The organism is Variovorax sp. KBS0712 (genome assembly GCF_006323185.2).
In the GTDB taxonomy this organism is placed as follows: domain Bacteria; phylum Pseudomonadota; class Gammaproteobacteria; order Burkholderiales; family Burkholderiaceae_C; genus Variovorax; species Variovorax boronicumulans.
Map to the genome: position 1 here is coordinate 1,785,310 of NZ_VCCD02000001.1, position 12,501 is coordinate 1,797,810.

At 66.2% G+C, this 12,501-nt stretch carries 9 protein-coding genes and 3 tRNA genes; 4 read left to right on the forward strand and 8 right to left on the reverse strand.

The window, feature by feature from the left end; genetic code table 11:
• Positions 1-70 precede the first annotated feature (70 nt).
• From FFI97_RS08200 to FFI97_RS08215, 4 genes are all read left to right on the forward strand, one after another.
• Entirely contained in the window at positions 71-1,624 is a 1,554-nt protein-coding gene (locus tag FFI97_RS08200) for a fumarate hydratase (protein ID WP_062475824.1), read from the forward strand.
• A complete protein-coding gene (gene murI, locus FFI97_RS08205; protein ID WP_139703717.1) occupies positions 1,621-2,433 on the forward strand; it encodes a glutamate racemase in 813 nt (270 codons plus the stop codon). The genes FFI97_RS08200 and murI overlap by 4 nt, the downstream gene beginning before the upstream one ends.
• 16 nt (positions 2,434-2,449) lie before the next feature.
• Positions 2,450-3,238, forward strand: a complete 789-nt coding sequence (locus FFI97_RS08210; protein WP_139703715.1) for a hypothetical protein — start codon at positions 2,450-2,452, stop codon at positions 3,236-3,238.
• Between the two features lie 89 nt (positions 3,239-3,327).
• Positions 3,328-5,526, forward strand: a complete 2,199-nt coding sequence (locus FFI97_RS08215; RefSeq protein WP_139703713.1) for an Ig-like domain-containing protein — start codon at positions 3,328-3,330, stop codon at positions 5,524-5,526.
• Between the two features lie 14 nt (positions 5,527-5,540).
• On the opposite strand, the gene FFI97_RS08220 is transcribed toward FFI97_RS08215, so the two are convergent.
• The 8 genes from FFI97_RS08220 to clpP form a co-directional block, all read right to left on the reverse strand.
• The gene (locus FFI97_RS08220) at positions 5,541-6,845 is read right to left on the reverse strand and encodes an MFS transporter (protein ID WP_139703711.1); all 1,305 of its coding nucleotides are present in this window, start codon (positions 6,843-6,845) and stop codon (positions 5,541-5,543) included.
• 29 nt (positions 6,846-6,874) lie between these two features.
• The gene (locus FFI97_RS08225) at positions 6,875-7,513 is read right to left on the reverse strand and encodes a DUF6806 family protein (protein ID WP_095745079.1); all 639 of its coding nucleotides are present in this window, start codon (positions 7,511-7,513) and stop codon (positions 6,875-6,877) included.
• 23 nt (positions 7,514-7,536) lie between these two features.
• Positions 7,537-7,628, reverse strand: a tRNA-Leu gene (locus FFI97_RS08230).
• A gap of 98 nt (positions 7,629-7,726) precedes the next feature.
• Positions 7,727-7,800, reverse strand: a tRNA-Cys gene (locus FFI97_RS08235).
• Between the two features lie 63 nt (positions 7,801-7,863).
• Positions 7,864-7,939 (reverse strand) — tRNA-Gly (locus FFI97_RS08240).
• A 61-nt stretch (positions 7,940-8,000) separates the two neighbouring features.
• Positions 8,001-10,442 (reverse strand): endopeptidase La, encoded by a 2,442-nt coding sequence (gene lon, locus FFI97_RS08245; protein ID WP_139703709.1) that lies wholly within the window; start codon positions 10,440-10,442, stop codon positions 8,001-8,003.
• 15 nt (positions 10,443-10,457) lie between these two features.
• A complete protein-coding gene (gene clpX, locus FFI97_RS08250) occupies positions 10,458-11,726 on the reverse strand; it encodes an ATP-dependent Clp protease ATP-binding subunit ClpX (protein WP_062475840.1) in 1,269 nt (422 codons plus the stop codon).
• Between the two features lie 110 nt (positions 11,727-11,836).
• Entirely contained in the window at positions 11,837-12,445 is a 609-nt protein-coding gene (gene clpP, locus FFI97_RS08255) for an ATP-dependent Clp endopeptidase proteolytic subunit ClpP (protein ID WP_062475843.1), read from the reverse strand.
• Positions 12,446-12,501 lie beyond the last annotated feature (56 nt).

Genomic DNA, 12,501 nt, shown 5'->3' on the forward strand with positions numbered 1-12,501 from the left:
CCGGCGCCGGCCTGCGGTATTGGTGGCTGAGATAATCGAGGGCGTTCCCCCTCCAAGAAGACTCCCCACCATGACGACCACGATCCAGCAGGCCGACCTGATCGAATCGATCAGCGCCGCGCTCCAGTACATCAGCTACTACCACCCCGCGGACTACATTGCCCACTTGGCCAAGGCCTACGAGCGCGAGCAGAGCCCCGCCGCCAAGGACGCCATTGCGCAGATCCTGACCAACAGCAAGATGAGCGCCACGGGCCACCGCCCGATCTGCCAGGACACCGGCATCGTCAACGTGTTCCTCAAGGTGGGCATGGACGTGCGCTGGGGCGGCTTCACCGGTTCGCTGGACGACGCCATCAACGAAGGCGTGCGCCGCGGCTACAACCACCCCGACAACACGCTGCGCGCCTCGGTCGTGGGCGACCCGCAGTTCGATCGCAAGAACACCAAGGACAACACGCCCGCGGTGATCTTCACCGAGATCGTGCCGGGCAACACCGTCGAGGTGACGGTGGCCGCCAAGGGCGGCGGCAGCGAGAACAAGAGCAAGCTGGTCATGCTGAACCCCGGCGACAGCGTGGTCGACTGGGTGCTCAAGACCGTGCCGACCATGGGCGCCGGCTGGTGCCCGCCCGGCATGCTAGGCATCGGCATCGGCGGCACGGCCGAGAAGGCCGCATTGATGGCCAAGGAAAGTCTGATGGACGACCTGGACATGCACGAGCTGCAGGCCAAGGCCGCCTCGGGCGCCGAGCTCAGCAAGGTCGAGGCGCTGCGCCTCGAACTGTTCGAGAAGGTCAATGCCCTGGGCATCGGCGCGCAGGGCCTGGGCGGCCTAGCCACCGTGCTCGACGTCAAGATCCAGATGTACCCCACGCACGCGGCCAGCAAGCCCGTGGCGATGATCCCCAACTGCGCCGCCACGCGCCACGCGCACTTCGTGATGGACGGCAGCGGCCCGGTCTACCTCGATCCGCCGTCGCTGGACCTGTGGCCCGACGTGAACTGGGCTCCCGACGAAAAGAAGAGCAAGCGCGTCAACCTCGACCAACTCACGCCCGCCGAAGTGGCGAGCTGGAAGCCCGGCGACACGCTGCTGCTGAACGGCAAGATGCTCACCGGCCGCGACGCCGCGCACAAGCGCATCCAGGGCATGCTGGCCAAGGGCGAGAAGCTGCCGGTGGACTTCAAGAACCGCGTCATCTACTACGTCGGCCCGGTCGATCCGGTCGGCAACGAAGCCGTGGGCCCCGCCGGCCCGACCACCGCCACGCGCATGGACGGCTTCACCGAGATGATGCTGGCCGAAACGGGCCTGATCGCCATGATCGGCAAGGCCGAGCGCGGCCCGGTCGCCATCGAGGCGATCAAGAAGCACAAGAGCGCCTACCTCATGGCCGTGGGCGGCGCCGCCTACCTCGTGAGCAAGGCCATCAAGACCGCCAAGGTGGTGGGCTTCGAAGACCTGGGCATGGAAGCCATCTACGAATTCGACGTGGTCGACATGCCCGTGACCGTGGCGGTCGATGCCGGCGGCACCAGCGCGCACATCACCGGCCCGGCCGAGTGGCAAAAGCGCATCGCCAGCGGCGAGTTCAAGACCATTCCGCTGGAAGTCGCTTGAACCCGGTCGGCGTGTTCGACAGCGGCGTCGGGGGGCTGAGCACGCTCGCCGCGCTGCAGGCCGAGCTGCCGATGGAACGCTTCGTCTACTTCGCCGACACCGCGAACGCGCCGTATGGCGAACGCGGCGACGCCTACGTCATCGCGCACTCGCGCCAGGTGGTCGAACACCTGCTGCGCGCGCACGACATCAAGGCGCTGGTGGTGGCCTGCAACACGGCCACCACGGCGGCGATCCACGTGCTGCGCGCCGAATTCCCCGCGCTGCCCATCGTGGGCCTGGAACCGGCGCTCAAGCCCGCCGTGGCGACGAGCCGCACCGGTCACATCGCGGTGCTGGCCACGCGCGGCACGCTGGCCAGCGCCCGGTACGCGGCCTTGCGCGAATCCTTTGGCGGCTCGGCCACGGTGCGACCCGTGCCGTGCGACGGCCTCGTGAAGGCCATCGAAGGCTTCGACAACCCCGGCATCGCCGCGCTGTGCGCGCGCTACATGGCGCAGGCCGGCCCGTTCGGCGACGGCGCGGGTCAGGTCGACACCGTGGTGCTCGGCTGCACGCACTACCCGCTCGTGAAAGACGAGCTGCAGCGCCACGCACCGCCGACGCTGCGCTTCATCGACACCGGCGCACCGGTCGCGCAGCAGACGCGCCGCGTGCTGGCGTCACTCGGCCGGCTTGCCGACGACGGCAGCGAAGGCGGGTTGGTGCTCGAGAGCAGCGGCGACCTGGCGGTGCTCGAAGCCGCCGCGGCGCGCTGGCTGCCCGCACGCGCGCAAGGCGCTTCGGTGCCGGCGGCGAACGCGGCCTGACATCCACTCACCCGCCATGCGCGCCCTCTTCTTCCTGCGTCATGCACTGGTCCTGCTGGGCCTGGCCTCAGCCGCCGGCCTGGGCCACGCCGCCTGCGAAAGCGGGCTGGCCGAGCGCATGCACGCCAAGCTCTATCCGAAGCAGCCGCTCGACGAGCGGCTGGCCGCCTGCAAGGTCTGGCCGGCGTTTCCCGGCCGCAGCATCGTGGTGCTGCCCATGCCGCGCGAGACCACGGACAAGGGCGCCAAGGTCTTCGACCTCGCGCTGCTGCTGATCCAGCGGCCCGACAACGGCAACACCGACCGCGACACGGTGATCGGGCGGATCTTCCTGCCCGAGGCGCTCGACGAAGACGCCACCACCGCAATCCAGGAGATTCGCGTCGACACCTCGCGCTACGTGCTGTCGCCCGACACGCGCGCCTTCGGCCTGCGCGTGCGCTACCGCGGCAACAGCACGACCTCGGGCCCGCAAGCCAGCGAGACCGTGCGCCTGTACGTGCAGCGCGGCAACAAGCTGCAGCAGGTGCTGCAGGAGATCGAGCTCGATCACGACAACGGCGGCTGGGACGCCACCTGCACCGGCCACTTCGAGAAGCTGCGCACCATGCTGTCGGTCGCGCGCACCACGAGCAACGGCTTGGCCGACCTGCAGCTGTCGCGCACGCTGGTGCAAAGCCGCGCGCAGGAACAGGAAGACCAGGGTTGCGTCGAGAAGGCGCTGCCCGCGAAGTTCAGCACCGTGACGCTGCGCTATGACGGCGAGCGCTACAAGGTGCCCAAGTCGCTGCAGCAGGTGCCCTGAGGCGCACTTGAAACCCGGCGGGTCATTCACGGACCCGTCATACGAAAGCAACAGCATGCGCGGTTTGTTTCAAAGAACGGCCACGCACCATGAGTTCGCTTTCTCACCCGACCCGCATCCCCTTCCGCCCCATGCTGCTCGCCGGCACCCTCTCGATCCTGCTCGCTGCCTGCGGCGGCGGCGGTGACGCTGGCGGCTTCAGCGGATTCTTCCCGCCTGTCGCCAACCCGCCGCCGACCACACCGCCCACCGTGGTGCAGCCCGAGCCCGACCAGCTCGTCTCGAAGGCGCAGTTCACGCCCAACGCAGGCACCACCGAAGGCTCGTCCGACGCATCGACCGCCCTCGCCCTGCCCGGCGATTTCATGCTGGTGGCGGACGACGAATCGAACGTGCTGCGCGTGTACCCGCGCGCCGGCGGCGCGGCGGTGAAGGAGTGGAGCTACAAGCTCGAAGGCCCCAAGCTCGCCAAGGAGCTCGACCTCGAAGCCGGCACGCGCATCGGCGACACGCTGTACTTCACCGGCTCCAACAGCAACAAGAAGGACGGCGGCGACGCGGCGGCCGACCGCTCGCACCTCTTCGCGGTGAAAGTCGGCGGCACCGGCGCGGCCACCACCTTCGACTACGTGGGCCAGTTTTCGCTGCTCGAAGCGCAGCTCATCGCCTGGGACACGGGCAACGCCCACGGGCTCGGCGCCAACCACTTCGGCTTTGCCGTGTCGGCCGCTGCCGGCGTCGTGCCGGAGCGCGTCGATGGCTTCTCGATCGAAGGCATGACCAGTGCGCCGGGCGACACCGCCCTGTGGCTGGGCTTTCGCGCGCCGCAGACCGGCGCCTCAGTGCGCGCCAAGGCGCTGATCGTGCCGCTGCAGAACCATGCCGCGCTGATGGCCGGCACCGCCACGCAAGCCGTCTTCGGCGCGCCCATCGAACTGGAGTTGGGCGGCCGCGGCATCCGCTCGATCGACAAGGGCACCGACGGCAGCTACCTGATCGTTGCCGGGCCCGCGGGCGCGGCCGTGCCGGAGGTGGAGCGCAACTTCGCCCTGTTCGCCTGGGACGGAAATCCGAACAGCGCGCCGGTCGAGCTGTCGAACGACCTCGACGCGCTGCGCAAGGCCACGGGCGGCAGCTTCGAATCGGTCGTCGAGGTGCCGGGCCCCGTGAAGGCCGGCACGCAAGTGCAGCTGCTGCTGGACAACGGCGACACCAAGTGGGATGGCAAGACGGCCTCGAAGGACCTGCCCGCCGCCGAGCAGAAGTTCGACGGCTTCGTCGTGCGCCTGGGCGCGCCGTGGGTCGACACGGCCGCGCCGAAGCTGCAGAAGGCGTCGCCGCCGGCCGGCCGCGTGGGCGTCAACCTCGACACCTCGATCATCCTGTCGTTCAACGAGGCGGTGCGCCTCGGGTCCGGGCGCATCGTGCTGCATGCAGCCGACGGTGCGGTGGTCGAGACCTTCCACGCCAACAGCCCCGCCGCGCGCGTGCAGGTGGCGTTCAACGTGCTGACGCTGGTGCCCACGGCCAAGCTCGCGATGAACGCCGGCTACTACGTCACGGTCGATGCCGACGCCATCACCGACGCCGCCGGCAACGCCTTCGCGGGCATCAACGACACGACGACACTGGGCTTCACGACGGCCGGCACGCCCACGCCGTTGGCGGCAGGCGACCTGCTCTTCATGGCCGCCAACGCCGAGGTGCCCGACGCCTATGCCTTCGTGCTGCTGAAGGCGGTGAATGGCGGCACGCAGGTGCTGTTCACCGACCGCGACCGCAAGAAGGACGCGGCAGAGTTCACCGACATCACCAACGAGACGGCCTTCTTCTGGACCGCGAACCAGAACCTGCCGGCCGGCACCATCGTGACGATCCAGACCGACGTCGTGGGCAGTCCGATCGCGGACAAGGGCTTCACGCTGGGCTCGCCGGGCGGCATCGGCAAGTCGGAAACCGTCTACGCCATCGCGGGCGGCACGATCGAAGGCCTGGGCGAAGGCAAGGCCGGCAAGATCACGGCGGTCGGCAACTACCTGGCGAGCATCACGCTCGGCGCCGCCGCCGGCGCGATTCCCGATGCGCTCACGACGGCCGGCACGGCGTTCAGCTTCACCGTGAGCCCGGTCAATCAGACCAACGCGATCTACAACGGCTCGCTCGACCGCTCGGACCTGGCGGCCTTCGCGGCGCGTGTGAAGAACCCGGCGAACTGGGTCCAGCGATATGCGCCGGAAGCCGGCTACCCGCTCACGCGCGACAGCCTGTTCGGCGACAAGCTGCCCTGAGCGCCGTTGAGTAACTAGCGAGCCTGCAGCGCGGCCTTGCGGCCGCGTTGCATATCGATCGGCAACAACAGCAACAGCCCGCCGATGAACAGCACGGCCGTCGAGAGAATCGCGATGCGCTGGTTGCCGCCGGTGCCCCAGGTGATGGCACCGAAGCTCAGCGGGCCGATGATGCTGGCCAGGCGCGTGGCGAAGGTCCAGAGGCCGAAGAACTCGGCCAGCTGCTGTGGCGGTGCGAGGTAGCCGGTCATCGCGCGCCCGGCCGACTGGCTCGAGCCCATCGCCAGCCCTGCGATGGCGGCGGCCCACCAGAAGCCGCCCTTGGTCGTGACCCACGCGGCGATCACGCAGACCGCGATCCACGCGAGCAGCGTGGCGGCCAGCGACACCTTGTGGCCGATGCGGTCCTGCACGTAGCCGAAGGCGAAGGCGCCGACCGCCGCCGCAACGTTGAGCACGAAGATCAGCACCATCGTCTCGCTCGCGACGAAGCCGATCACCTGCTCCGCATAGATCGCGGCCAGCGTGATCGCGACCGCCACGCCGCCCTGGTAGCAGACGGTGCAGACCAGCAGCCACATGAAGTCGCGGTAGGCACGGGCCTGCTGGAAGGTGGCGCGCAACTGCCGCCAGGCACTGTCCTCGCCTCGACTGGCCTGCGGCACGGCGCGTTCGGGCAGCAGCGCGAAGGTAACGCAGGCGGCCACGCCGTAGATTGCCGCCGTGATCAGCATCGTGACCGGCACGAAGTGCGCCGCCGGCAGCCCATGGGCCTGCGACCACAGCACGTACGCCAGGCACAGCCCCAGCGCCAGCATGCCGCCAACATAGCCGAAGGCCCAGCCCCAGCCGCTCACCTTGCCCATGCCCTCGGCCGTTGCCAGCTCGGGCAGGAAGGCACCGGTCAGCGACTCGCCGTAGGAATAGAACGCGTTGGAGACGATCACCAGCGCCATCGCGAGCGCGACGCCCATGGAGCCACCCGCGAAACCCGGCGTGAGCGCCAGAGCCGCCGTGGCGAGCACGCAGCCCGTCGTCGTCATGACCAGCACGCGCTTCTTGGCGGCACGCAAGTCGGCCCAGGCGCCGATGGCGGGCATCGTGAGCATCACGATGGCGTACGAGGTGCTGAGGGCCGCGGTCCACGCGAAGGTGGCCCAGGGCGCGCCCTTGGCGATGCCGCCGACGAAGTAGGCGGCGAACACCGCCGTGATCACGACCGTGGTGTAGCCCGAGTTCGCGAAGTCGTACATCGCCCAGCCGAACACCTCGCGCTTGCGCACGCCGGGGCGCAACGCGGAGGCTGGGAACAGGGCCATGCGGCCTTGGGACCGGGCGGAGTGAAGGATCAGTGCAGGTGGCGCGGACGACGGCCACCGCCGTGACCACCACCGCTGCCGCCGCCGGCCCCACCGGCGCCGCGCGGACGCTTGCCGATTTCGAGCGAGTTCACGAGCGCGTCGAAACGGTCGCTGAAAAGGCGATCGATTTCGGCGACCACGCCGCCCAACTCGGCGCCGTCGAAGTGGCGCTCCATGAGATTGACCACGTCTTCGACCAGCAGGTCGCGCTGCACCTGCATGATCGCGGCCGGGTTGGGACCCACGAACAGCATCAGGAAGTCGTCGCGCGATTCTTCGTCGGGGTCGCCCTCTTCCTCGTCGAAATCGGTGTCGTAGAAGGTGACTTCGATCGCGGCACCGCGCTCGGAGAGTTCGTTCAGGCCCATGCACATCTCGTCAAGCGCCTGGCGGAAGTCTTCGTCGCCCGGCACGGTCCAGCAGATCTGCAGCGTGTGGTCCTTCTGCTCGAAGCGGATGCCGGGTTCTTCTTCGTAGGTGCTGGTGGCACCGTCGGCCAGCGATTTGGCGCCTGCGTATTTCCAGAGCGGCCGCAGCGCCTCCTGGATCTGCTCGAAGCTCACGTCCGAGCGCAGCGGCACATCGCCATGCACATGGATCTCAAATGGAGCGTTGTAGCGAGGCATCAAATACTCCCTTGTAAATATGGTGGTACCCGGAACGGGGGTCGAACCCGTATGCCCCGATTAAGGAAGCGGCGGATTTTAAGTCCGATGTGTCTACCAATTTCACCATCCGGGCCTCGGGTTGAACATCGACGATAACCCAAATGAAACAAGCCCCGGCAACGTCGGTTGGCGGGGCTTGTGTATCGGAGCCGATCGGTCTTGACGAGAGGGTGGAGGCGCGACCCGGAGTCGAACCGGGCTAGACGGATTTGCAATCCGTTGCATAACCGCTTTGCTATCGCGCCACGCTGAATAACGAAATCGAACTGCGAAAAAAAGGGAAGCTGCTTGCTTCCCTTTTTCAAAACTGGAGCGGGAAAAGAGTCTCGAACTCTCGACCTCAACCTTGGCAAGGTTGCGCTCTACCAACTGAGCTATTCCCGCGTTTCGAGCCTCAAATTATATACCAATTTTTTGAGGCTTCACAAGTTCTGCAATCAATCGATCAATGTTTGACCGAGCCTTCGACGGCCGGCGCTCCAGCGCGCTGCTTGGCCAGTTCGGCCACCGCAGCAGCCGAAGCGGCTACCTCTTCGTCGGACAGCGGCTCGGGCATCTTCTCGAGCGCAATCTCGAGCACCTTGTCGATCCACTTCACCGGCACGATCTCGAGGCCGTTCTTCACGTTCTCGGGAATGTCCTGCAGGTCCTTGGCGTTCTCTTCGGGGATCAGCACGGTCTTGATGCCGCCGCGCAATGCGGCCAGCAGCTTTTCCTTCAGGCCGCCGATGGCTGTGACTTCGCCGCGCAGCGTGATCTCGCCGGTCATCGCGACGTCGGCACGCACCGGGATGCCCGTGAGCGCCGACACGAAGGCCGTCGTCATCGCAGCGCCCGCGCTCGGGCCGTCCTTGGGCGTGGCGCCGTCGGGCACGTGGATGTGGATGTCGCGCTTCTCGAACACCTCGTCCTTGATGCCCAGGCGGCGCGAGCGGCTGCGCACCACGGTGCGCGCAGCCTCGACCGATTCCTTCATCACGTCGCCCAGCGAACCGGTGCGGCTGATCACGCCCTTGCCGGGCATGGTCACGGCTTCGATCGTCAGCAGGTCGCCGCCGACTTCGGTCCACGCAAGGCCGACCACCTGGCCGACCTGGTTCTGCTTCTCGGCCAGGCCGAAGCTGTACTTGCGCACGCCGAGGAACTCGTTGAGGTTCTCGCCGTCCACCGTGACCTTGGGCGTCAGTTGCTTGAGCAGCAGACCCTTCACCACCTTGCGGCAGATCTTGGACAACTCGCGCTCGAGCGAACGCACGCCGGCTTCACGCGTGTAGTAGCGCACGATGTCGCGCACGGCGGCTTCGGTGACGGCCAGTTCGTCGTCCTTCACGCCGTTGTTCTTCATCTGCTTGGGCAGCAGGTACTTGATCGCGATGTTGGTCTTCTCGTCCTCGGTGTAACCCGAGAGGCGGATGACTTCCATGCGGTCCAGCAGCGCCGGCGGGATATTCATCGAATTCGAAGTAGCGACGAACATCACGTCGCTCAGGTCGAAGTCGACTTCCACGTAGTGGTCGCCGAAGGTGTGGTTCTGCTCGGGGTCGAGCACTTCGAGCAGAGCGCTCGACGGATCGCCGCGGAAGTCCGTGCCCAGCTTGTCGATTTCGTCCAGCAGGAACAGCGGATTGCGCGTGCCGATCTTGCTCAGCCCCTGCAGCACCTTGCCCGGCAGCGCGCCAATGTAGGTGCGGCGGTGGCCGCGGATCTCGGCTTCGTCACGCATGCCGCCCAGCGCCATGCGGGTGTACTTGCGGCCGGTCGCCTTCGCGATCGACTGCCCCAGCGAGGTCTTGCCGACGCCCGGTGGGCCCACGAGGCACAGGATGGGTGCCTTCACCTTGTCGACGCGTTGCTGCACCGCGAGGTATTCGAGGATGCGGTCCTTGACCTTCTCGAGGCCGTAGTGGTCGGCGTTGAGCACGGCCTCGGCATTGGCCAGGTCGTGCTTGATCTTGGTCTTCTTGCTCCACGGCAGGCTGATGAGCACGTCGATGTAGTTGCGCACCACCGTGGCTTCGGCCGACATGGGCGACATGAGCTTGAGCTTCTTGAGCTCGCCCTCGGCCTTCTTCAGGCCTTCCTTGGACATCTTGGCGAGCTTGATCTTCTTCTCGATCTCCTCGATGTCCGCGCCCTCTTCGCCTTCGCCGAGCTCCTTCTGGATGGCCTTGACCTGCTCGTTGAGATAGAAGTCGCGTTGGTTCTTCTCCATCTGGCGCTTCACGCGGCCACGGATCTTCTTGTCGACGTTCAGGATGTCGACTTCGCGCTCGAGCTGGCCGAACAGGTTTTCCAGGCGCGCCTTGACATCGTCGAGGTCGAGCACGGCCTGCTTGTTGTCGAGCTTGAGCGGCAGGTGGGCGGCGATGGTGTCGGCCAGACGGCCGGCGTCGTCGATGCTCGAGATCGAGGTGAGGATCTCGGGCGGAATCTTCTTGTTCAGCTTGACGTACTGGTCGAACTGCTGCATCACCGCGCGGCGCAGCGCCTCGACCTCGGTGCCCTTCTCGCCGCCTTCGGGCGCCTCGACGGGCGTCACGTTGGCCGAGAAGTGCGTCTCGCCGTCATCGATGCGGTTCACGCGGGCGCGCTGCTGGCCTTCAACCAGCACCTTCACGGTGCCGTCGGGCAGCTTGAGCATCTGCAGGATGGTCGAGACGCACCCGACCTCGAACATGTCCTCGACCGAGGGCTCGTCCTTGGCAGCGGCCTTCTGGGCCACCAGCATGATGCGGCGCTCGGCCTCCATCGCCAGCTCGAGCGCCTTGATGCTCTTCGGGCGACCCACGAAGAGCGGGATCACCATGTGGGGAAACACCACGACGTCCCGCAGCGGCAGCAGCGGCAGGTCGAGGGCTTCGGGGGGCAATGGGGTATGACCAGACATGAGCGTCCTTGTCCTTTAGGCCTTTTTCGCCGTTTCGCGGTACACGAGCAGCGGGGGCTTGTTTTCGTCGATGGTCGATTCCTCGACCACCACCTTGTCGACATTGGTCGCGTTCGGCAATTCGAACATGGTGTCGATCAGCGACTGTTCAAGGATCGAGCGCAGGCCGCGCGCACCGGTCTTGCGGGCCAGCGCCTTGCGGGCGATCGCCTTGAGCGCCGCGGGACGGATTTCGAGGTCCACGCCCTCCATCTGCAGCAGCTTGGTGAACTGCTTCACCACCGCATTCTTGGGCTCGGTCAGGATCTGCACCAGCGCGTCTTCACTCAGCTCGGCCAGCGAGGCGACCACGGGCATGCGGCCCACGAGTTCGGGGATCAGGCCGAACTTGATCAGGTCTTCGGGCTCGACTTCACGGAACACCTCGGTGATGCTGCGCTGGGCCTTGCTCTTCACTGCGGCGCCGAAGCCGATACCCGAGGCCTCGGTGCGGTTTTCGATGACCTTCTCGAGGCCCGCAAAGGCGCCGCCGCAGATGAACAGGATGTTGGTCGTGTCGATCTGCAGGAAGTCCTGGTTCGGGTGCTTGCGCCCGCCCTGGGGCGGCACGCTGGCCATGGTGCCTTCGATGAGCTTGAGCAGCGCCTGCTGCACGCCCTCGCCCGACACGTCGCGCGTGATCGAGGGGTTGTCGGACTTGCGCGAGATCTTGTCGATTTCGTCGATGTAGACGATGCCGCGCTGGGCGCGCTCAACCTCGTAGTTGCAGCTTTGCAGCAGCTTCTGGATGATGTTCTCGACGTCCTCGCCCACATAACCGGCTTCGGTCAGCGTGGTGGCGTCGGCCATCACGAAGGGCACGTCGAGCATGCGCGCAAGCGTTTGCGCCAGCAGCGTCTTGCCCGAACCCGTGGGGCCGATCAAGAGGATGTTGCTCTTGCTGAGCTCGACCTCGTCGCCCTTGGTGTTCTTTTCCTTGTGGCGCAGGCGCTTGTAGTGGTTGTAGACCGCCACCGACAGCATGCGCTTGGCCGGCTCCTGGCCGATCACGTAGTTGTCGAGGTTGGTCTTGATCTCCAGCGGCGTGGGCAGGTCGCTGCGCGCGTCGCGCGCTTCCTCACCGGCCGGCAGCTCGTCACGGATGATTTCGTTGCACAGGTCGATGCATTCGTCGCAGATGAAGACCGAAGGGCCCGCGATCAGCTTCTTGACCTCATGCTGGCTCTTGCCGCAGAACGAGCAATAAAGCGTTTTTTCGCTGGAGGTGCCTTTTTTTTCGGCCATGGACTTTTGCCTCGTGACAGGGTATGGACAATGATAACTAAACAAAAACGGCGTTTCCCGTGTGGGAAACGCCGTTTTTGCCTTTTGGGCGCCCGAGGCGCCGGGCGGCATTAACCGCGCTGGGAGACGACCTGGTCGACCAGGCCGTAATCCTTGGCCTCGTCAGCGGTCAGGAAGTAGTCGCGCTCGGTGTCCGACTTGACCTTTTCCAGCGGCTGGCCGGTGCGTTCGGCCAGGATGCGGTTCATCTGGTCCTTGGTGCGCAGGATGTCGCGCGCATGGATCTCGATGTCGGTGGCCTGGCCGCGTGCGCCGCCCAGCACCTGGTGGATCATGATCTTCGAGTTGGGCAGCGAGAAACGCTTGCCCTTCTCGCCGGCCGCCAACAGGAAGGCGCCCATGCTGGCCGCGAAGCCCAGACACATGGTCGACACCGACGGCTTGATGAACTGCATCGTGTCGTAGATCGCCATGCCGGCGCTCACGCTGCCGCCCGGGGAGTTGATGTAGAACGAAATGTCCTTGTCCGGGTTCTCGCTCTCGAGGAACAGCAGCTGGGCCACCACGAGGTTGGCCGTCTGGTCGTTGACCTCGCCCACCAGGAAGATGATGCGTTCCTTGAGGAGACGCGAGTAGATGTCATAGGACCGCTCGCCGCGGCCCGACTGCTCGACGACCATCGGGATCATGCCGAGGCCTTGAATTTCCTGTGCGCTCATGAATTTGCTCTCCGGAAAATGGATTCGTTCGCTCTGATTGAACTGTACGCCTGAGT

What these genes read in the sequence shown, in the direction of transcription:
- clpP (WP_062475843.1), bottom strand. Translation starts at nt 12,445, where the DNA reads ATGAGCGCACAGGAAATTCAAGGCCTCGGCATGATCCCGATGGTCGTC.
- clpX (WP_062475840.1), bottom strand. Translation starts at nt 11,726, where the DNA reads ATGGCCGAAAAAAAAGGCACCTCCAGCGAAAAAACGCTTTATTGCTCG.
- FFI97_RS08225 (WP_095745079.1), bottom strand. Translation starts at nt 7,513, where the DNA reads ATGCCTCGCTACAACGCTCCATTTGAGATCCATGTGCATGGCGATGTG.
- FFI97_RS08220 (WP_139703711.1), bottom strand. Translation starts at nt 6,845, where the DNA reads ATGGCCCTGTTCCCAGCCTCCGCGTTGCGCCCCGGCGTGCGCAAGCGC.
- FFI97_RS08215 (WP_139703713.1), top strand. Translation starts at nt 3,328, where the DNA reads ATGAGTTCGCTTTCTCACCCGACCCGCATCCCCTTCCGCCCCATGCTG.
- FFI97_RS08210 (WP_139703715.1), top strand. Translation starts at nt 2,450, where the DNA reads ATGCGCGCCCTCTTCTTCCTGCGTCATGCACTGGTCCTGCTGGGCCTG.
- lon (WP_139703709.1), bottom strand. Translation starts at nt 10,442, where the DNA reads ATGTCTGGTCATACCCCATTGCCCCCCGAAGCCCTCGACCTGCCGCTG.
- FFI97_RS08200 (WP_062475824.1), top strand. Translation starts at nt 71, where the DNA reads ATGACGACCACGATCCAGCAGGCCGACCTGATCGAATCGATCAGCGCC.